This window comes from Dysgonomonas sp. 37-18 (assembly GCF_001899125.1).
Lineage (GTDB): Bacteria > Bacteroidota > Bacteroidia > Bacteroidales > Dysgonomonadaceae > Dysgonomonas.
Genome location: NZ_MKVC01000017.1, coordinates 79,923 through 101,499, shown reverse-complemented (window position 1 = coordinate 101,499; position 21,577 = coordinate 79,923). Strand labels below are relative to the sequence as shown.

The 21,577-nt window shown below is 35.1% G+C and carries 13 protein-coding genes; 8 read left to right on the top strand and 5 right to left on the bottom strand.

Annotation, left to right across the window (positions count from 1 at the left end; all coding sequences use genetic code 11):
• Window positions 1–10 precede the first annotated feature (10 nt).
• Entirely contained in the window at window positions 11–2,527 is a 2,517-nt protein-coding gene (locus BGO84_RS06745) for a two-component regulator propeller domain-containing protein (RefSeq protein ID WP_291028578.1), read from the bottom strand.
• 783 nt (window positions 2,528–3,310) lie between these two features.
• Here BGO84_RS06745 and BGO84_RS06740 point away from each other — a divergent pair.
• From BGO84_RS06740 to BGO84_RS06730, 3 genes are all read left to right on the top strand, one after another.
• A complete protein-coding gene (locus BGO84_RS06740; RefSeq protein ID WP_291028577.1) occupies window positions 3,311–6,502 on the top strand; it encodes a TonB-dependent receptor in 3,192 nt (1,063 codons plus the stop codon).
• A gap of 19 nt (window positions 6,503–6,521) precedes the next feature.
• The gene (locus BGO84_RS06735; protein WP_291028576.1) at window positions 6,522–8,597 is read left to right on the top strand and encodes a RagB/SusD family nutrient uptake outer membrane protein; all 2,076 of its coding nucleotides are present in this window, start codon (window positions 6,522–6,524) and stop codon (window positions 8,595–8,597) included.
• A gap of 293 nt (window positions 8,598–8,890) precedes the next feature.
• Window positions 8,891–10,057 carry a BamA/TamA family outer membrane protein gene (locus BGO84_RS06730; RefSeq protein ID WP_291028575.1) on the top strand — a complete coding sequence of 389 codons (1,167 nt, stop codon included), beginning with the start codon at window positions 8,891–8,893 and terminating at the stop codon, window positions 10,055–10,057.
• 5 nt (window positions 10,058–10,062) lie between these two features.
• Here BGO84_RS06730 and BGO84_RS06725 read toward each other — a convergent pair whose 3' ends face one another.
• A complete protein-coding gene (locus BGO84_RS06725; RefSeq protein ID WP_291028574.1) occupies window positions 10,063–11,403 on the bottom strand; it encodes an ATP-binding protein in 1,341 nt (446 codons plus the stop codon).
• Window positions 11,400–12,089, bottom strand: coding sequence for a response regulator transcription factor (locus BGO84_RS06720; protein ID WP_135104225.1), 690 nt, complete (start codon window positions 12,087–12,089; stop codon window positions 11,400–11,402). The genes BGO84_RS06725 and BGO84_RS06720 overlap by 4 nt, the downstream gene beginning before the upstream one ends.
• Before the next feature lie 561 nt (window positions 12,090–12,650).
• Here BGO84_RS06720 and BGO84_RS06715 point away from each other — a divergent pair.
• Genes BGO84_RS06715 through BGO84_RS06695 form a run of 5 tightly spaced genes read left to right on the top strand, consistent with a single transcriptional unit; the run spans window position 12,651 to window position 19,111 of the window.
• Window positions 12,651–14,135, top strand: coding sequence for a TolC family protein (locus BGO84_RS06715; RefSeq protein ID WP_291028573.1), 1,485 nt, complete (start codon window positions 12,651–12,653; stop codon window positions 14,133–14,135).
• Between the two features lie 24 nt (window positions 14,136–14,159).
• Window positions 14,160–15,149: an efflux RND transporter periplasmic adaptor subunit gene (locus tag BGO84_RS06710; RefSeq protein WP_291028572.1), complete on the top strand. Its 990-nt coding sequence runs from the start codon at window positions 14,160–14,162 to the stop codon at window positions 15,147–15,149.
• Window positions 15,150–15,157: 8 nt separating this feature from the next.
• Complete coding sequence (locus BGO84_RS06705) at window positions 15,158–16,342, top strand: ABC transporter permease (RefSeq protein WP_291028571.1); 1,185 nt, start codon at window positions 15,158–15,160, stop codon at window positions 16,340–16,342.
• Window position 16,343: 1 nt separating this feature from the next.
• A complete protein-coding gene (locus BGO84_RS06700; RefSeq protein WP_291028570.1) occupies window positions 16,344–17,534 on the top strand; it encodes an ABC transporter permease in 1,191 nt (396 codons plus the stop codon).
• Between the two features lie 32 nt (window positions 17,535–17,566).
• Window positions 17,567–19,111 (top strand): M20/M25/M40 family metallo-hydrolase, encoded by a 1,545-nt coding sequence (locus BGO84_RS06695; RefSeq protein ID WP_291028569.1) that lies wholly within the window; start codon window positions 17,567–17,569, stop codon window positions 19,109–19,111.
• 10 nt (window positions 19,112–19,121) lie between these two features.
• Here the strand turns inward: BGO84_RS06695 and BGO84_RS06690 are convergent, their stop codons facing one another.
• Together BGO84_RS06690 and BGO84_RS06685 are read right to left on the bottom strand one after the other, a co-directional pair.
• Window positions 19,122–20,027 carry a DUF5106 domain-containing protein gene (locus BGO84_RS06690; RefSeq protein WP_291028568.1) on the bottom strand — a complete coding sequence of 302 codons (906 nt, stop codon included), beginning with the start codon at window positions 20,025–20,027 and terminating at the stop codon, window positions 19,122–19,124.
• Between the two features lie 414 nt (window positions 20,028–20,441).
• Complete coding sequence (locus tag BGO84_RS06685; RefSeq protein ID WP_291028567.1) at window positions 20,442–21,569, bottom strand: clostripain-related cysteine peptidase; 1,128 nt, start codon at window positions 21,567–21,569, stop codon at window positions 20,442–20,444.
• Window positions 21,570–21,577: the final 8 nt, after the last annotated feature.

The window sequence follows — 21,577 nt, the reverse complement described above, 5'->3', positions numbered from 1 at the left end:
TTTGCAAAGTTTACATGGTTTCTGTATCGAAATTACTTTTCAGAAGTTTTTCCATAGGACTTATTATCAGAGTAAGAGGAGATCTTATCTCATGGGAGATGTTAATAAAAAACTGAAGCTTCGATTCATTTATCTGTTCATTTCTCTTCTTCCGAATAAGATTCACGATCAATACTCCAAAAATAAGAATGAGAAATAAGTAAAATGCATATGCCCATGTACTCTTATACCAGGGAGGTGATATAATAATAGAAAACTGCTTGGGCTGAGAGAAAGCACCAAATTTACCGGCCTTAACCTCTAATGTGTATTTTCCGGGATTCAGATGATTATATGTTACCTGATTGATTCCCGGTAGTGTTGAACTCCACTCGCTACTTAATTCTTTTAATCTATATTCGTAGTATATATTCTCCGGGTCAATAAAATCCATAGTCGAGAATTCGAATGTGAAAGTGTTGTCTTCATATGAAAATTTAAACTCTTTTGCTGATAGTATCTCCGAATCGATTATATGCTTCCCTCCTGATAATGTATTAATATTCACAGACTGATTATGGACATACAGATTAGTAGTCAATATCTCATGTTCATAACTGGGTGTAATAATATTTTCAGGATAAAAAGAAGTTATTCCATTATTCCCTCCCCAATAAATAATCCCATCAGCACCCTGAAAATAAACACCTCTATTATAAATCTTATCAAATAATCCATTTCCTATATAATAGTTTATTATTTTATTATCTTTTATTTTTATTTGATTAATACCCTGAAAGGTACTACACCAAATATTCCCCTCTTTGTCTTGAGCCAAGCCACAAATAACGTCACTCGACAGCCCATCTTTTACTGTGTAATTCTTTATATCCTGAGTAGCTCTATCTATAGAGAAAAGTCCATTATATGTTCCTAGCCATATATTGCCATCGTTACTCTCCATAATAGACAAACATATCTGATTTGATAAAATACTATCATGCTTGATAGGAATAAAACGGTTTTGAGATGGGTCAAAACAACTCACCCCTTTATAATGGGCAAACCATATTAACCCTTTGGAATCACATAGGATAGAAGTAATCCAATCATTGCCAAGCCTACCCTTTTGCGGGTCCTCCTGCCTCATATTATATTGTTTGTGAATACCTGTTTGAGGATTATATTGAATAAATCCGGCACCAAAAGTTGATATATAGAGTAAATTATCCCTACCTTCCCTTATTGTCTTCATATAGCCATAATAAGGGATATTCAAGAAATTACATTTACCTGTTTTACGATCTAACTTAGCAAGCCCCTTACTATAAGAACCAATCCAAAGATTATTTTTTGAATCTTCCACTATCGATATTGCATCATCGATCTCTGTATATTGCTTTATTATTTCCCCTTTATCATTCAATTTAAGGATACCAACTCTATCTACAGTGCACCAAATATAACCTTCATGATCCTTATATATCGATGTAATTAAATTCCCTAGCTGATTTTGATTATTTACAATATTCCAAAAATTAAATTGGGTCGACTTATTAGGTATTACTAATAAACCTTTCATAAAACAACCCAACCAAAGATTTTTATCACGATCCTCTAATAAGGCATGAATCTTTCCTGTATTAATAGCCAAGCTGTTTCTCGAATTTGTATACGTTAGCAATTTTCCACTTTTCTTATCGATATATTTAACTCCCTGACCTTTAGTCGTAGTACTAACAAACACATTCCCATTATGGCTTAAAGTCATATCCGTAATGCCATACCCAGGTTGCCCTTCCCATTCTATGGGAATAAACTTTTGACTATTTCTATCAAAATAACTCACAGATATTGAGGTACTCATTAATAATCTATCATTATCGTCTTCGAGCATACAAATAATAGAGTTAGAAGGAATATCAGGGATTGTAAATTGTTTTGTTTTCTTTGTAATAGGGTTCATTTGGATAAGTCCCTTGTCATTAATTCCAAACCAAATATAGTTTTGTTTATCTTGATACATATATGCAATAAAATCATCTGTCAACCGTGTAATTTCGTCAAGTGGTTTTGCTCTCAGGTTATCCTTATCAATAGAAAAAACTCCAGTTCCTGCTGTCGTCACCCACATCTGACCATCACGTAACTCAATTATATTTGAAACGTGGAGATATAGATTCTCGGGAAAAATAATTGTTTTAAATGAATTTTCTAAAGAATTATAACATTGAATTCCCTTGTTAGTGCCGATCCATAGTATACCATTCTTATCAATCATTAATGTTTTAACATTATTGCTTAACAAAGATGTACTATCTCCTTCAATATGCAAATATTGAGTAAATTTAATCCCATCATACTTATTTAGTCCATAATCGGTAGCGACCCATATATAACCGCTAGAATCTTGAATTATTTTATTGATAAGATTTGAAGATAATTCTGTCATCCGATAATCTTTCATATTATAAGGATGTGTATTCTGTGCTGAGACTTTACTTAGGTAGAACAATGACAATATAAATAAAAGATATAAGTATTTCATGGTTTAAATTTAGATTATAACAAAGATACTATTTTTAGAAGAAATTTCCTTATCTATTATGGATAATACGATACCTTATTAACATATTAATAAGTATAAAGTCAAATAACGCCATCAAACAATAAAACACTAATTTAGAACACATTAACACATAACCTATTGCATTTTTTATCTAAAAAAACATTAAATATCTCTAGGTGCGACAAAAACTAAATAATATGCGACAAAATTCATTTCGGTGCGACAATTTTGAATAAATAGAAGATAGTTTCATTAAACAATAATCCATGCTAGTTTCTAGATTTGTTTAACGTATTTTTGCATAAGCGCCGGTATATATTGCATAAATATTATAGTGGAATCTGAATTATGTTCAGAAGGATATAACGATTGGTGTATAGTTTTTATAACTATCGCTGAGTGATTCTTTTTGTCATAAAATATTTTATATTATGAAAAAGCTGTTAAAAATCAAATCTATTACAACTGAACTTTGGGAAAATTTAACCTAAAAAGATAATGGCTGAAAGCTGTTATTTTGAGAATCTAAATCGATAGTGTTTTATAAAAATTTCTTTTTTACTGATTAGCCTAAGTCTATGTAGAATTCCTATCAAATTCTAAAATCTTCTGTAGAATAAAACAACAAGTGATGAAAAATACAAAACATTAAATTATATATTTATGAAATAACATGTAACAAAAAAGAAATAACATCAAGCTTCTTATAAAGAAGATATTGCTAATAAAACAATTAAATTTTTAATACTTAAAATTGTTATAATGAAAAATACATTTTTATATAAACCTACTTCTCTAACCAAGAGTAAGTCGTTTTTAGTCATATTACTATTAGGTATTTTATATAGTTTACCGACTTTAGCACAGCAAAAAGGTAGAACAATAAATGGTAAAGTTTTAGATGAAACTCAAGAGGCACTCATTGGAGTTTCTATTGTACAAAAGAATACAACGAATGCAACTGTAACAAATACAGATGGGGAATTTAACATTGAACTTATCACGGGAGAGCAAGTCCTCATAGTCTCATACATCGGAATGGAAACACAACAAATTGATGTTTCGAACAAAAACAATATCCAAATTATCTTAAAAGAAAATAACAAGAGATTAGACGAAGTTGTGGTTATTGGTTATGGTGTGCAAAAGAAACGAGACCTTACAGGCTCTATATCTCAAGTGAAAGCCGAAGACTTGATTGCTACAGCACCAACAACGATCCAAGAAGCACTGCGTGGAAAAGTGGCAGGGATGATGGTTGCGGGAGCAGATCTTAATACCGACCCCATGATTCGTATACGAGGGAATCGCTCTATTGAAGCAACCAATGATCCCTTATTTGTCATTGATGGAATACCATCAGCCAGTGGTGTAAGTGTAATCAACCCATCGGATGTTGCCTCAATTGAAGTTTTAAAAGATGCATCTGCAACAGCAATATATGGATCTCGTGGAGCAAATGGAGTTATACTTGTGACAACCAAAAAAGGAGAAGAAGGAAAAGTGAATGTAGAATATAATGGTTATATCACTATTGGTAAAATAGATAATATGAGGAAAGTGCGAAATGCGGCGGAATATATAGAATATTTACGAGAAGCCGATCGCAAATATATCTATGACGGACAAGGAGGATATACCTTAGATCCGACTTCGGCATACCCATCCATGACTCCGAATTGGGAATATGATCAAAAAATGGAATATATCACCCGCGATCAATCTGGATATGTACTTGAGTCTGTACGCAAAGCATGGGAAAGTGGGACATATAACCCATCTATGCTTCGCGGATTCAACTGGCAAATGGCAGGATACAGGGATGAGGCAATATCTCAAAATCATAACATAAGTATACGTGGAGGAAGTAAGGATACCAAAATCTTCCTATCCGGATCGTTTATGGATAATCAAGGAATTACCCCACGCTCCTTTCGAACAAGATATACCTTACGTATGAACGTAGACCAAAAACTTGGTAAACACATAAATATGGGAGCTACTACAAACTTTGCTTATTGGGAATATTTTAATGGTACCGGAGTTGGAGGAAACTGGAACCCATTAGGAACTCCTTATTATACTCCGGGCGGTAGTGGTGATTACGGTAATGGAGGTGATGTTACAAAAAATGGAGATCCTGCTTTAGGTTTAGTTCCACATCCAACAGGAGAAGGTATGCTATGGAACCCTTTCTATGACTTTACCGGAAATCAAGGGAAAACCAAAAGAAACCAGATTGATGCAACCCTATATGCTCAAATAACATTAGACAATGGATTATCATATCGAGCTAATTTCGGAACAAATTATTATAGTGGGCAAGAGCAGGCTTTTTACGCTTCTGCCTCTACACAACAAGGTTTTGGTCATGCCAGAGCCAATCAAAATCTGGAGTTTAAAAGAAGTTGGACCTTTGAGAACATACTTAGCTATAACAAAACGTTTGGGCAACATAGCCTTAATTTAACAGGAGTACAATCTGTTGAGAAATCAATCGATGAACCTGTTACTGCAAGCGGTGTGGGCCTACCAATTGAGTCTCAATGGTACTACAATCTAGGAACAGCAAGTACACAATCTGCTACAAGTGGTTACACGCAATGGTCAATGATGTCATGGATGGGTCGTGCTATCTATGGTTTCAAAGACAATCGTTATATGTTAACAGCATCTATCCGTAGTGATGGTTCTTCTCGTCTGGCTGAAGGTCATAAATGGGTTGCATTCCCATCTGCATCTTTTGCTTGGCGTATTTCCGATGAAGCGTTTATAAAAAATAATATACCAGTAGTTTCTAATTTGAAGCTTCGTTTAGGTTATGGAAAGACAGGAAACTCTGCTGTTAATCCATATCAAACTATAGGACAAATCTCTAGTAGTCGCTACACATGGGGAGAGATCGGTGCAATAGGTTATGCTCCTAATTCACTATCTAATCCACTCTTAACATGGGAAACTACAGGACAATACAACCTCGGAGTCGATTTTGGAATATTAAGAGGGCGCATCTCAGGTTCCATTGATGTTTACAAGCAAAATACAAAGGACTTGTTAATGTTCCGTGCATTACCTGAAGTATCTGGATTTGGTCAAATTCTTTCAAATATCGGAGAAACAGAAAATCAAGGGATTGAAGTAGCCATCTCCACTGTGAACTTTGAAACAAAAGACTTCAAATGGAATACCTCATTACAGTTTTCGATGAATAAGGAAAAAATTGTAAAATTAGCATCCGGTCTAGAAAAAGATGTCGCAAATATGTGGTTTGTTGGACATCCGGTTGATACATATTACGATTATGTAAATACTAAAAACGTTTGGGGATACTCAAAAGAGGACATGGAAGAAATGGCAAAATTTAATGCAAACGGCCATTCTTACAAACCTGGTGATTTACGTTTTGTTGATCTGGATGGAAACTACAAAATTGATGAAAAAGACCGTGATTTCCGCGGACAAAAAATGCCAAAATGGAATCTTGGTATGGGAAATAATTTCTATTATAAGAATTTCGACCTTTATATATTTATATATGGAATGTTTGGACATACAATTTATAGCGATCCAGGAGTAGGACACGATGGACGTATGAACACACGGGTAGTAAACTACTGGACACCTGAAAATACTCAGAGCAGTTTCAGAAAACCGACAAAAGGAGATGCTGACCAACCGCATAGAGAAGCTTATTGGTATAACAAGGGAGACTTCGTTCGAATATCTGATATTACATTAGGATATACTTTACCGGCGAGTCTTACAAGGATTGTTGGTGTCGAAAAAGCTAGATTTTACGCACAATTACAGAATCCGTTCACATTTACGAGTTATCCAAACAACGACCCTGAAGGTTCGGTTAAGGCGACAAGAGACTATGCTCGCAAACACGAATCCTATAGTGAACCTACAACCCTGAGAAATTATATGTTTGGCGTAAATTTAACATTTTAACAATTAAATAATAAGAAACATGAAATCCTTAAAATATATAATTACAATTGGAATATTTGGATGTATTATGGCATCCTGCTCAGATTTTTTGGAAGAAAAAGGATATAACACGAATTATACCTACTATAATTCCAACGAAGGACTTAATGCGTTGGTTGTATCAGCTTACCAAAACGGAAGGGGAATGTTTTCAACATCGAATACTCCATCAGGAATAATCTTTCAGGAGATCGGTACAGATATGTACACAATAGGGGGAGACGGAGGTACTGATTTTGCTTTATATACATCAGCAATGAATCCTTCGAATGAGACATTCTCTGCCTTTTGGACAGATTGTTACAATGGCGTAGCTAGAGCTAATCTAGGGTTAAAATACATAGAGTCGAATACAACGATGGCTGCTGACATCAAGAATATAAGAAAAGGTGAGCTATTGTTCCTGAGAGCCTATTATTACTACGTGCTGGCTATACACTACGGTGATTGCCCGCTGGTACTAGAGCCTGTTGATGCACCAAAGCTCAACTTTGTACGTTCGCCACAAAAAGAAATTTGGGCACAAATCATAAGCGATGCTACAGAAGCATGGAATTTACTTCCGTGGGCTGATGCGCAAGGTAAAGTAACAGGTGATTATGGTCGTGTGGGTAAAGGTGCTGCAGGGCATTTACTAACTAAATCGCATATGTTCCGCTATTGTCAGAAATATACACAAAGTCAGTCTGACCCTAAAATGAATGAAGATCGTGGAGCAACTACAGACGATTTAGATTTGGCTATAAAATATGCAAGTGCAGTTTGTAATTTTGGTACTGGTGCAGGAAGTGGCAGTAATCATACCCTTAGTCCCGACTATGCTGACTTATGGAGGTTTAATCCTAAGACAGGAGGCCCTACTCCGGGTGATTATGCAGGCCCTGAAATTCTTTTTAGCATACAGTTTTCAACCAACCATTTTTATAATAACCAGACTCCTGACAAAGTTAATGATGGCGGTAACTGGCTGCATATGATGTTCACTACACAAGCTGACGGTATGCCTATGGTTACAGAAAATGGAAAAGGTACAGAAAGTGTAAGTAGAGGTACCAGTATGGGAATAGGTCGTGATTTAATTACTGGTCGCGGATGGAGACGGACTTCTCCAACACCTTTCTTGTATGCTGATAACGGACTATACGGACCACAATATTATGCAAGTTCTAAACAAGGTAAACTGATAGACTCTCGTCTTTATAAGTCTCATGTATGGGTATATTATGCCAACCAGACACCTTCGGCTGATGTGAGTTGGAAATCTTTCGCGAATGCCGCAGGAACCTTTGATCCTACATCGATAGGTAAGACTGAAGGATCTCCTCGTTATGTGGCAGGCGATACAGCCATTGTATTCTCTGTAGAGAATCTGGATAAACGTTTCCAGAGTGGAACTCGTTCTGAGAAGCTTGCTTTAGCACGTTCTATGGAACCTTACTGGTATATACCAATGCAATCTATTACAAAAACCGAGATTGGAAATAGAGGTATCAGAGACGGAATAACAAATACTTTCCCTACTCTAATAAAATATTTGGATAGTCGTCGAGCATCAACCAACGATCAGGCCGGATTTAGGGATTATTTCTGCTACCGCTTGGGAGAAACATATATCTTGTTAGCTGAAGCTTTGGCGATGAAAGGGGATTATGCAAATTCGGCTGCAGCTCTAAATATTGTCCGCGAGCGCGCTGCATGGAAAGAAGGTGAAAGCAAATATTCACATTATTGGAAATATGATGGAGGTAACTACGCTGACAGAAAAAAATCGACAGTAGATGAAATGAAAGTTACTGCAGGCTTTATCAGTGCTATGACCGATGATGCAAGATTAGTATTCTTCCTTGACGAAAACGGTAAAGAGACAGAAGGAGAGTTGCATCGTTTTGAATATTTAGTAAGAAATGGAGCTGATTTCTTTGTCAAAATGCTCAAAGAACGCAATTCTTTTGCTGCACCGAATGTTAAACCGTTCCACCGATTCAGACCTATACCTCAAAAACATTTAGACCGAGTAAGTCCAATGGATCCAAATGGACAGAATTACGGATATTAAAGAAATGTAATTATTCTTCAAGCATAACTTATTTTGGAAAAGCCCCGAATCTTATATAAAAATTCGGGGCTTTCTTTTTTGTAGAAAAGCATTTGAAAAGCTCTCATAAAGGGATTGTCCGTCCTTATACAAACAAAAACTCCTTAAATATCATTTTAATAAAAGACAGAAAATCATTAGAATGGAATATCTAATTTTAATAACTTTCTAATTGAAAAGAAAAAGAATAAACAAGCTGGAGACTCTATTTTTGTATCGTGAAAAAACCAACAAATAAATCCCTAATAAATTATATGCGATACAAAGCAATACTTTTTCTACTTGTAGGAGTAGTAACAACAGTGAGCGCACAAACAAATAACGAGAAAGACACAATTATAGTTGAAAATAAAGGCTTTATAAAACCGGCGATTAGTTATATCGAAAATACAGTTTTTCAATATTTACAAAAATCCGATCAAACGCCATCAGACAAATCTTTTAACTATTCTGTAATCGGAGGCCCTTATTATACGAATGAAACTAAGGTCGGCATGGGGCTTATAGGCTCCGGACTATTTCGCCTACACGATTGTGAAAAAGACAATGATCCGTCTAATATATCTTTATATATCAACACAACCTCATCGGGAGCTTACGCTCTTGGAATACGCAGTAGTATTTATTTCCCTAAAAAGAGATATTGGATAGATTCAGATATTTCTTTTTCGGATACGCCTTCCCAATATTGGGGTGTTGGTTATAATGCAGGAAGAAATTCAGATTACACTGATTATAATATACAGGATATGCAGGTAAAAGTCAATTTATTCAAGAAAATAGATAACCATACTGCGATAGGTTTGATGACAAATGCTCGAGATATAAGGGGCAAATATTTTGATGACATGAGTGTGCTGAATGGAGAGAAAAGAAAAATCACAGTTATAGGTGCCGGAATGACTTTAATCTATGATTCCAGAGATAATATTACTGAACCTCATAAGGGAATCTATACAAAAATAGGAGATGTATTCTATCCTAATTTTTCTAGTAACACTTCAGGCTTTAACAAAACAGAGGTGACATTCAGATATTACAAACAACTCAATAAGAGAACTACCGTTGCTTTTGATCTTGGAGGGCAATTCAACAGGGGGGATGTCCCTTGGAACCTTATGGCTCAAGCGGGAGATGCAAGCCAAATGCGTGGATATTATACAGGACAATACAGAGATAAAAATTTCATAGAATCACAAATCGAATTAAGACAGCATATTTACAAACGAAGTGGTATGGTTGCATGGGCAGGTGCAGGAAATGTTTTTCCTAAATTAAGCGATTTCAAGAAAAAAGAAACCTTGTCTACTGTTGGTCTTGGATATCGTTTTAGGGTTAAAGACCAAACTAATCTTCGAATTGATTACGGGATAGGTAAAAGTCAGTCTGCATTTTATATTAACATAAATGAAGCTTTTTAACATTCTTAGTTCAGAGTAAATTCAATCGTAAAAGTGGTTCCTTTATTTACAACAGAATGAATATTTATTATGCCTTTATGCAGAACTATTACTTTTTTTACCAGAGCTAAGCCGATACCATTCCCCTGTACATATTTTTTGTTAGTTCCTCGGAAAAACGGAGTAAACAGATGTTCTATCTCATCCTCAGGAATACCTATACCAGTATCTGAGAATCGCAAAATAACTCTTTTGTGAATAAGGGAGATTTCAACAGTAGATGTTTTATTATGCGAATATTTGCAATTATTCTCCATTAGATTAACAAAGGCTGTCTTTAAAAGATACTCATTTCCAATAATAGATAGTTCTGTATTCTCCATAATGCCTTGATTGAAAATAAGCTTAATATCATATTCAGGATTTCCTTTTAAAACTAATTCTACTGCCTCTAAGAGTGCTTCATCAATCTTTACGGGACTCATTGACATATTGTTTTCATCGTAACTGGCTTTTGCCAAATCGAGTAAACCATTAAGCAGTTTTATCAGTTTACTTGTATCCTGACGCGAGTTTATTAAAGTATTTCTATATTCTTCTGCCGTACGTTCTTTTAATAATGATAGATCTATTTCTCCTATAAGTGTTGCCAAAGGTGTACGAAGTTCATGTGATACATTGCTTACAAACATTTTCTGAGATTCAAAGGATGTCTCTATTATATCCAATGCTTTATTAAATGATGCTGCAAGTTCTCCAAATTCATCTTTCTCATTATATCCTACCAGTCGTAAATGGAGTTTATTAGCCGTTATATCTTTCATTCTATCCGAAATAGTTCCTACCGGTTTTAAAACAGATTTTGCGAGATAGTATCCGAGGGCACATGCCGCAAGTAAAGAAACCAAGCTTAATATAAGAAGGTAAAGAACCAATTTTTGCATTTTGATCTGTCCATAGTTATCATGTCCAGATGTAATTACTGCATAATTTACATTCTGATGAGTAAAGAGAAATCCGATGGTCTGGAATTTCCCTTCATTTTTCGTATAATCTTCTTTTGTATCAAATATCTCTTTTAGTATAGTTGTTATTTCTTGTGTTCTGTTAGAAATACGATCTGCATCGGTATAAAGAAGTTTGTAATTACTATCATATATAGAAACATCTATTTTATCTAATTCTTTCTGGATAACTTTTGCTTTCAAAAAAAGTTCTGTTCTTGCAGCACCTTCCTTTTTCAGATCTACATAAAATTCCTGCATCCTTACCCTAGTGGATACAATATAGTTGAGTGCAACAAATACAAACATTACAGCAGTTATCACAGCTGTAATACGAAGAGCTATCCTAGTGCGTATTTTCATTCTTCACTTTTTAGTATAAAACCTAATCCCGGACGAGTGTGTATGAGTTTCGAATCGAACCCTTTATCAATCTTCACCCTTAAGTAATTTATATAAACATCAATGAAATTAGTTCCCGTATTGAAATGAGTATCCCATACCTTTTCAGAGATTTCAGTTCGTGAGAGTACACGTTCGGGATTCAGCATCATATATTGCAACAAGTTAAACTCCTTGGGGGTAAGTTTCATCTCTCGATCACCTCTCGTTACGGTTTTATTATCTAAATTTAATTTTATATCGGCATATTCTAAATGATCTGTTTTAACCGTTGCCGATACGCCATTTTTTCTTTTTAGCAGAATATTTATACGAGCATTTAACTCTCTCAAATCAAATGGTTTTACCATATAATCGTCCGCACCCGAATCAAAACCATCTAGTTTGTCATCTGTTGTGCCTAAAGCCGTAAGCATAATAATTGGAATTTCGGGCTGAACTGCCCTTATCTCCTTACAGAGTTCGAAGCCATTGATATGCGGTAGAATTACATCTGTAATTATTAGATCATATATATGATTATTTACGAGGCGTTTTCCCATTTCTCCATCAAAGGCCAAGGTAACAATATAGCCAAATTCTTCCAACCCTTTTTTAAGAAGTTCGGCAATCCTCAGTTCATCTTCTACTACCAATATCTTTTTCATTCGTAATGTTATTAATTTATTAACAATAATCTGTATTTAAAGTTTTGTATAACCTTTTGCTTCCAGATTTGCAAAAGAACCTATATATAGAGGGTTTATCAAATACGAATATAAAAACATATTTACCTGAGTTTTTTATAATTGATTTTGTGCTTTAAGATAGCCACCACTTCGTATCATAGGCGATAGAATTTATTGAGAAAATCACATAGTAAAATAAAACAAAATATACTAATCTTTATCAACTAACTATATATATTTTACATGAAAAATAACCAATTTACCTTTATACAATATTTACTTTATAATACAGATAATAATAGACAAGCTCAGATTATTAAATACACATATTCTCGGGTAATAACACAGACGATCGAACGACTCTTTTAAATTCATATTTCAGCCTATTATACAAGTATTAGAAAAACATTAGAAACCAGAATTCAATTCTAATATTTTTGTAATGAAACTTCTGATAAATAAACAGTTGACTCCCTATACCTTTGTAACACGAAGATTAATGTGAAGAGTTAATATTAAAAATTATAATAGTCAATTAATATGAAGTTAGTTTATAATACCAAAAGAACTTTTACACGCCAAGTCATCATCACTTGTATTTTTCTGTTTCTTTCAGTAGCTTCTTTATCAGCGCAAGAGAGACAAAGGCAGATAAGCTTTGAAGAGGCATATCAACTGATGAACAGAGACAATAAAACATTGAAGATTGCAAATAAAGAAATGGAATGGGCTAAAAATGAACAACAGCGGCTGAATTCTTTTTGGTACCCACAAGTAATGGCAACCGGAGCATATACGCATATGGTGAATGATATAGAAGTGAAAGAACCATTATCTCAATTCACAAATCCGACTACAGATTTCATTCACTCTATTGATCCAAGTGAACAGTTTATATCCTCTATCCTTAATAATTTAGGCAAAAGTTCTTTCAGTGTTCCTATTTTACCACAGAATATGACAAGTATTGATGCTATTGTTACTATGCCGGTTTTCACGGGAGGAAAACGAATATATGCCGGGAAAATAGGCAAATTAATGGTAGATATTGCTGAAATAAATAAAGAGAAAATAAGTGCAGATCAACAAATCCTTTTAGTTGAAGCTTATTATGGTTTGCGTTTAGGACAAAGAATAGTAGAAGTAAAAGTAGAAACATATAATGCACTGGAACATCATTACCAGAATGCATTGAAACTCGAAGCCAACGGAATGATAAATAAAGCTGAAAGACTATTCTTTCAGGTAAACAGGGATGAGACCAAGAGAGAACTTGAGATTGCAATGAAAGATTTGGAAATAGTAAAAAATACCTTTAAAACACTAACAAAAATAGAGTCAGAAGATAATATCCTCACTACCACACCCATGTTCATTAACGAATCTCTACCGGAGAGTATATATTTTAAGAATCTTATTCTAGAAAAAAACCATTTGGTTAACGGATTGACGACCCAACAATACATTCAGAAAAACGAAGTAAAAATAGCTAAATCAGCTTATTTGCCGAATATAGAATTGTTCGGAAAACAAACGCTCTATTCGAACGGAATTCCTAAAAATATAGCCCCACGAACAATGGTCGGCGTTGGTTTCTCATGGAATATATTCGACGGATTGGATCGTGAGAAGAGAATAAAGCAAGCAAAAATAAAGAGCGTCATTTTAGAAACTGAGAAGGAAAAGATTGTAGACGATATAACTCTGACTGTAGATAAGTTTTATAATCAAACCCAATCAGCTTTGGTGAATGTGTCAGCTCTTAAAACCACAATGGAGATGAGTATGGAGCTTGTACGTTCACGTCAAAGAGCATTTATCGAAGGTATGACATCTTCATCCGAAGTAATTGACGCAGAGCTAATACTTTCAAAAGTACGTATAGCAACTCTAATGGCTTACTACCAGTTCGATTCGGGTCTGATAAATCTATTAGCAGCATGCGGAATACCTGAAACATTCCATAAATACAGCTTATCGGGTAAGGACGAAAGTTACATTCTTGGTTTTAAAATAAAACACTAACTAAAAAATATTAATCATACAGTTATGGATAAAAATAAAAAATATATAGCAATAGCATTTGTAGTGGTACTTATTTTAGTAGTTGTTATCACTACTGTTGGAATTATTTCTTTGAGAAATAAACCCGAAACACTACAAGGACAAATAGAGGCGACAGAGATCCGTATATCAGGAAAAATACCGGGACGTATCGATAAATTTTATGCAGAAGAAGGGCAAAATGTAATGAAAGGAGATACACTCGTAATTATAAACAGTCCCGAATTCTCAGCAAAATATGATCAGGTAAGTGCATTGGGTAATGTAGCGATCTTTGAAAATCAAAAAATAGAGGAAGGTCCCCGTAAGCAAATTGTAGAAACAGTACGTCAGGTATGGGAAAAGTCAAAGTCAGACCTCGAGTTGGCAAAAACTACTTACAACCGAATCGAACTGCTTTATAAAGATAGCGTAGTAACAGTGCAGCGTTTTGATGAAACAGTAGCATTATATAAAGCTGCACAAGCTGCTGAAAGAGCAGCCTACCAAGAATACCAAATGGCAAAGGACGGAGCGAGAAAACAAGACAGAGAAAGCTCAAAGTCGATAGTCAATGCCGCCAAAAGCACAGTAAAGGAGATTGCCTCCCTTTTAGAAGACACAAAATTAATTGCGCCTGAATCGGGACAAATTGCGGTTGTTTACCCTAAGCGTGGAGAATTAGTAGGCCCGGGAACACCTATAATGTCACTCGTGGTACTTGACGATGCCTATGTAGTATTGAACATAAGGGAAGACTTCATGCCGTACTTCAGAATGGGAGGAAAATTCAAAGGAGATGTTCCATCTATCAATCAGCAAGGAATCGAATTCGAAATATATTATGTAAGCCCATTAGGGAGTTATGCTACATGGAAATCTACGAAACAGAGCGGCTCGTATGATATGAGGACTTTTGAAATAAAAGCACGCCCAAGAGAGAAGGTTGCTGACCTTCGTCCGGGAATGTCGGTACTTGTAACAATGAGTAAATAAGCCTTTGGATGAGAACAGCAAAAACAAACAAAGCATTCTTTCTTGTTCTCAAACGAGAGCTGGCAAGAATAACATCACGAAGGCTATACTTTGGAGTATGTATTATTCTCCCTTTATTTTGTATATTCTTTATGAATACAATCTTTGGCTCGGGAGGTATGGAAAACATACCAATAGGTATTGTAGACATGGATCTGACTTCAACTTCGCGACAAATAAGCCGTACTCTGAGTACTATTCCTACTGCTAAAATCACAAAGCACTATTCGGATCCGAAAGCGGCAAGAGAAGCCACTGTAAAGAAGGAGATATATGCATATGTTGTTATTCCCAAGAATCTTGAATCTGATCTACTTGGTAAACGGGATGCTACTATCCCATATTATATTCATTATGCTCTTTTGAGTGTAGGTGTAGAAATGGAAGCCGCACTCGAAACTGTTCTGGCTGAAGTCTCTTTAGCTCCTATGGTAGGTGCAGGAACAGCTGCGGGAACAGATCAAGACAGAATCGAAAGCATTATCTTACCTGTCAGTTTTGAGGCTCATCCTTTATTCAATCCATCCTTAGACTATTCTATATATCTTACGAATCCATTCTTTTTTGTCCTGTTACAAATAATTATCATATTAGTTACAATGTATGTTTTAGGATCTGAAATTAAGTTTAAAACGGCTGATGAATGGCTCAAAACAGCTGATATGAATATTTTTATTGCAGTTACAGGCAAACTGCTACCTTATACGATTATGTATATTATTATGGCTATTTTGGGTAATTTTGTGATGTTCAATATATCGAATATACCCTTGAGTGCAAGTTTTCTTTTCGTCAATCTGATCACTGCGTTATTTATTATTGCCACGCAGGCTTTCGGTGTATTTATATTTTCTCTTTTTCCAGCCTTAAGCATCATCATTAGTGTAGCATCAATGGTTGGTTCTTTAGGAGCTACTCTTTCTGGTGTGACATTCCCGGTTTTTGCTATGCCTCCGCCAGTTTATTACTCTTCGTTTCTTTTTCCAATAAGACATTTTATCGAGATCAATCAGAATATTTTATACGGCAACTATGGATTCGCTTATTCATGGCAACATATAGGTATCTTGCTTATATATGTTTTATTGGCTCTACTAATATTACCTCGTTTGAAAAGGGCAACATTAAGTCATAAATATCAAGACATTGAATAATATGAAAAAACAATTGAACATAATATCAACATATATTATAAGAGAGTTTAAAACGATAGCTACCAGCTATTCTATCTTGCTGGTACTCATTGGAGGTATATTTATTTACGGGTTATTATACAACTATATGTATCAGCCAAATCTTATTCGTAATGCACCTATAGTCATTGTAGATATGTCTCACTCACATTTGAGCCGTGAATATACAAGGTTGCTCGAAGCCTCTCCACAGGTAACGATACATAGCTTTTCTACAGATATTAACAGTGCGGAGGAATTGATGAAAAAGCAAGAAACGGTAGGTATTATTTATATCCCACAGGATTTTGAGACAAGAATGGGACGTGGGCAACAATCAGTGTTTTTAGCAATGGGAAATACGAGTGCTTTTCTCAATTTTGCATCCATCCAGGAGGCTACGGTTGGTGCAATGCTAGAGCTTGATGCACGTCACCGCTCCGACATGGTAGTTTTCCTTCCCTTAACAACACTTTATGCAATATCACAATCACAAACCGTAAACATCGTTGGTTCTCATTTGTTTAATTATACAGAAGGATATGGAAGTTACCTTATTCCTGCTGTGCTTATTGTTATCATATTTCAGACATTAATGATGGTGATAGGTATGATAACAGGAAATGAGCGCCATGAAAAGTCTATTCTTTATTATGAAAAAAACGGTTTGAGATTTGGAAATATGGCTTTAGTAATATTAAGCAAAACATTTGTTTACAGTATGCTTTATACCGTATTTGCATACTTCCTGATAGGATTATTACCGAAAATATTCAGCATACCCGATATTGGCAATACTGGGGAAATCATAACGCTTTTGATCCCATTTTTCTTAGCATCTTGTTTCTTTGGATTTACATGTTCTATTTTCTATACCGATTCTGAAAGCCCTATTCTTATGGTAGCTTTCTTTTCAGTAGGGCTTGTTTTCCTTTCAGGAATATCTTACCCACTCGAATTAATGCCCTGGTATTGGCAAGCTGTACACTATATTATCCCCGCTCCTTCCGGCGTTTTGGCATATATAAAGGTAAACTCGATGGGAGCCTCATTAGCTGATATCAAAACTGAATACATAACGCTTTGGATACAATGCTTCGTTTATTTTATTACTGCTTGCTTAGCATACAGGTATAATATCAAGAAGGCCAAAGCAGAATCGATTATTGCATAATCAAATAAAAACAACACCCTAAAAATTAAAATATGGAAGCAAAAAAAATTATCATCTTTTTATTGGTCATAATTGCTATTCTTAGCCTTGTTTTTATCATAAGAACTATTACGTATAAATTTGGAAATACGGCAAATGGTTCAAGTAATAAAGAAGCCGTAAACACGAAGCCTTCTGAAAAAGCGATTCGTCGTTTTGCAGGTGGAATACGAATTCCTACAATCAGTAATGAATCTTATAATCAGACAAACTTTAAACCTTTCGATGAGTTTAAAGAATATCTAGCTCAGGTATATCCTGAAGTGTATAGAATAATGGAAACCGACACCATAAATACATATGGATTGGTGTTTCATTGGAAAGGAAAAAATAGTAGCCTGAAGCCTATACTATTTCTATCTCATTATGATGTGGTTCCTGTAATTGGCTATAATCCGGCAATAATGGATACAAGCGATACCATTTTCCAGATAAACGACAAGCCCATACCTCCTATTCAGTCTATTTCTGACAAATGGGATTATCTTCCATTTTCGGGCGCAGTAGCAAATGGACGCATATATGGCCGTGGTACACTCGACATGAAGGTTATGCTGTTTTCTCTCATGGAAGGTGCTGATAATCTTATAGCAGAAGGGTTTCAACCGGAAAGAGATATTTGGTTCGCTTTCGGTCACGATGAAGAAGTAAGTGGACGTCAAGGAGCCCTTAAAATTGCAGACTATTTTAAGCAAAAAGGATTAAGGTTCGACGCTGTTTACGATGAAGGTGGTATTATCGCAAGTTCGGGTTCGGCTATGGAGATGATTCAAAAGCCTATGGCTCTCGTAGGTATTGGCGAGAAAGGTTTCCTTACTTTACAACTAACGGTTAAAGGCATTGGCGGGCATTCTTCCATGCCTCCAGCTAAAAGTTCGTTGATATATGCAGCAGAGATAATAGAAAAACTAAATGAAAATCAATTTCCGGCACGTATAATTTCTCCGATAGCATCTTTTTTTGATAATATAGGCAATGAAATGAATTTCTTCGCTCGCATGGCAATAGCTAACCAATGGATCCTGAAACCATTATTGCTAAAAACCATGGAGAAAACTGCGGCTTCGAATGCCCTGGTGCGAACAACAACTGCTGTTACAATGGCGAAGGGAAGTGATGCACCGAATGTATTGTCATCAGAATCAGTAGTAACTGTAAATTTCCGAATCCTACCCGGAGACTCAGTTGCCGACGTTATTGAGCATGTTAAAAAAATATGTAACGGTTACGATGTTAATATAGAAGTAATATCTCAACGCGAACCTTCGGGTATCTCACCTATAAACGTCAGAGGATTTGAAGTGATAAAAGAGAAAATCGCACAAATATATCCTGAAGCAATAGTAACGTCATACATTACCATAGGAGGAACTGATGCCTACAAATATCAGATTGTAAGTGATCATATCTACCGTCTTTTACCACTAGAACTAAATCAGTACGAACAGCGTACAATTCACAATGAGAATGAATACATCTCACTCGAGAACTTCGGAAAAGTGCAATGGTATTTTAAAGAAATAATGAGGACTTATTAAAAACCTTCAATCAAAATCGGGAGGTATCATTATCATATATCATTGATGATGATACCTTTGTTTTTAGAAAGAGTTCAATGTCTGCAGCATTAGCGTCTTTAAGTAATACTCTTTTTTCCTTATCTAAAAGATAAAGAGATGGTATTGCCTTCAAATCATATAATAACTTATTCTTCACCTCTTGTTTCTGGTCATAACTATTTATCCAAGTTTCGGGAATATCCGAAAGATGCTTCTTCCAAATACTCAAGTCATCATCCGGATAAAATGCGAAAATACTCAACCGCCTTTCTGCCAGAAGAGTATTGATTATTTTTGATTGTTTGAGGTAAGTAACTGTCTCCGAGCAGGCATGACAATCAGGGTTGTAAAACATCAATAAAGTATATTCAGACTTTATCTGATGTAGTGTTCTCTGTTTCCCTGCTTGAAGAGTATAGGTGAAATTTGTCGCAACATTTCCTTTACGGTTCTTTTGCATCATCATTAAGGAAAACTTTGCGCGTTCTTTCGTTGTCAGATCATTGGTCGTATCTTTAAGTATGCACTCAACAACGGGGATATAATATTCATCATCCCGCATCGGTGAATTAGCATCGTATAGATACTTTTTATACAAATCCAGAAAATATGAGTATACTTTGTTCGTCTTATCTTGCCTTATAGACTGTCCTAACATTTTCGTTATCGAAGAGTAGACCTTTTCATTCTCTAATTGAGGAAATATATTAATATAATCTACAAATGCCTGTTCTGTAATCTCGGGCAAATGGATATAGGTGGTGTCGGCAAAATCGAAATTATCCCAATAATGAGACAATAGATAATCAGCTCTTTCATTGGCTTGGGTTAATGCATCAGGGATAGCCACTATACGGAATGTTTTTGGTGTTAATCCGAGTTCATTCTGATCCATTCTCTTATTTTGTTCAGACCCTTTTTTTATACATGTCACAAATAGAAGCCCTAGTACTAACAGAATGACTATTGGATAGATAACCCATAATAAAAATTTAATTATACTATATTTTCTTATCATACCTCTATTTTTATATATTTTCCTTAACTATCATATATCTGAAAACAATTACAGTAAAAATAATATTTTTTGTTTTTCCATCAATAAAATATATCGAGTTAATCATCTATTCTTAAAGAATCAAATTCAGCTTTATTGATATCTGTTATTGAATAATATTCGTTTTTAATGTAAAAAAGCCATGCGAATTATCTCAACCCACATGGCCGCAAACTTTACAAAACTACACACAGGCTTGAGACTCGCCTGTATTTCGATATGATATTTGTGCCAGAATGTTAATTGTCATTATCATTCTAATTCTACATTAGCTGAAGCTTTATACCATTTCAAATTCTTATATTCTGTATTTAAATAAGAGTATTGCTTTTGACCTATATATACCGTCAACCCCGAATGGTTTCTTATATCAAAGCCGTTATAATCCTTCATAAAGGATAAGGTGGACTCCTTCCATAAAACACAATTGGAAATCAAACTCTTTAACATATTTCTCTGTGCATCTGTTTCAAGCAATGCACTGTAATAATCTTCAAGGTCAAAGAATAGACTATAAGAATATCTGTCAAAGTGTTGAATTGTATTTATATCAACTTGCTTAGATAAGTCGCAATTACCTTTAAGCCATCCGGCCAGCCTATCAAGTTCTGACGTTCTAATAATAGAAAATGTAGCCGAATGCAAATACCCCGTTTTATTATCAAACCAAGAGAAAGCATCCTTTGCAAACAGTTTTAGTCCATCTAAAGAACCCGATAAATGATTTATACTATTGGGATAAATTGGGGTAAAGCCAGGAGATATGATCTCTGCTGAGGATGCCAAAATATAATTTGTTTTTTCTTTTAATTCGTAGGCGACTTCTATACCAGCCATAAAACAAGCTTCAAAAATGATGTATTCAAACGTATTATCAGGAATGGCCTGAGCAAAATCAACCAGTTCCATTTCATCCTTCTTATCCATAATAATAGACCTTGGGCTTGTTAATGTAGCCTGAGGTAACCAGCCAGAAGCATGCGAGAAAATGATGAGACCGTATGAGGAAGAGGGATAAAGACTTCTCACTTCTTTTATAACACGAGACAAAGTTTCTTTGCTTGCAGAATTCTCCTCGTTGTAATTATAGATTGTTTTCTTTATGTTTTGCCCATTCTCTGTGGCTATTTCTATTAATGATGGGGTCGTATCGGCTGAATCCGTATATATCAACAACTTTTTATCAGCACCGTCTTTCCAGCCTTGCCTAATAGCCTCTATTTTCTGGTAAGTTTCGGAAGATAAATTGTTATCACCTCCCAAATAAAGGAGGATTACATGTTTGTTAGAAGTTACGACAGACGTGTTCTCATCTTTCTCGCAGGATACAAAGAATATCCCCGAAAAGATAATTAGAGCTATTTTTATTATTGTCTTCATTTTTTATT

What these genes read in the sequence shown, in the direction of transcription:
- BGO84_RS06745 (WP_291028578.1), bottom strand. Translation starts at nt 2,527, where the DNA reads ATGAAATACTTATATCTTTTATTTATATTGTCATTGTTCTACCTAAGT.
- BGO84_RS06740 (WP_291028577.1), top strand. Translation starts at nt 3,311, where the DNA reads ATGAAAAATACATTTTTATATAAACCTACTTCTCTAACCAAGAGTAAG.
- BGO84_RS06735 (WP_291028576.1), top strand. Translation starts at nt 6,522, where the DNA reads ATGAAATCCTTAAAATATATAATTACAATTGGAATATTTGGATGTATT.
- BGO84_RS06730 (WP_291028575.1), top strand. Translation starts at nt 8,891, where the DNA reads ATGCGATACAAAGCAATACTTTTTCTACTTGTAGGAGTAGTAACAACA.
- BGO84_RS06725 (WP_291028574.1), bottom strand. Translation starts at nt 11,403, where the DNA reads ATGAAAATACGCACTAGGATAGCTCTTCGTATTACAGCTGTGATAACT.
- BGO84_RS06720 (WP_135104225.1), bottom strand. Translation starts at nt 12,089, where the DNA reads ATGAAAAAGATATTGGTAGTAGAAGATGAACTGAGGATTGCCGAACTT.
- BGO84_RS06715 (WP_291028573.1), top strand. Translation starts at nt 12,651, where the DNA reads ATGAAGTTAGTTTATAATACCAAAAGAACTTTTACACGCCAAGTCATC.
- BGO84_RS06710 (WP_291028572.1), top strand. Translation starts at nt 14,160, where the DNA reads ATGGATAAAAATAAAAAATATATAGCAATAGCATTTGTAGTGGTACTT.
- BGO84_RS06705 (WP_291028571.1), top strand. Translation starts at nt 15,158, where the DNA reads ATGAGAACAGCAAAAACAAACAAAGCATTCTTTCTTGTTCTCAAACGA.
- BGO84_RS06700 (WP_291028570.1), top strand. Translation starts at nt 16,344, where the DNA reads ATGAAAAAACAATTGAACATAATATCAACATATATTATAAGAGAGTTT.
- BGO84_RS06695 (WP_291028569.1), top strand. Translation starts at nt 17,567, where the DNA reads ATGGAAGCAAAAAAAATTATCATCTTTTTATTGGTCATAATTGCTATT.
- BGO84_RS06690 (WP_291028568.1), bottom strand. Translation starts at nt 20,027, where the DNA reads ATGGATCAGAATGAACTCGGATTAACACCAAAAACATTCCGTATAGTG.
- BGO84_RS06685 (WP_291028567.1), bottom strand. Translation starts at nt 21,569, where the DNA reads ATGAAGACAATAATAAAAATAGCTCTAATTATCTTTTCGGGGATATTC.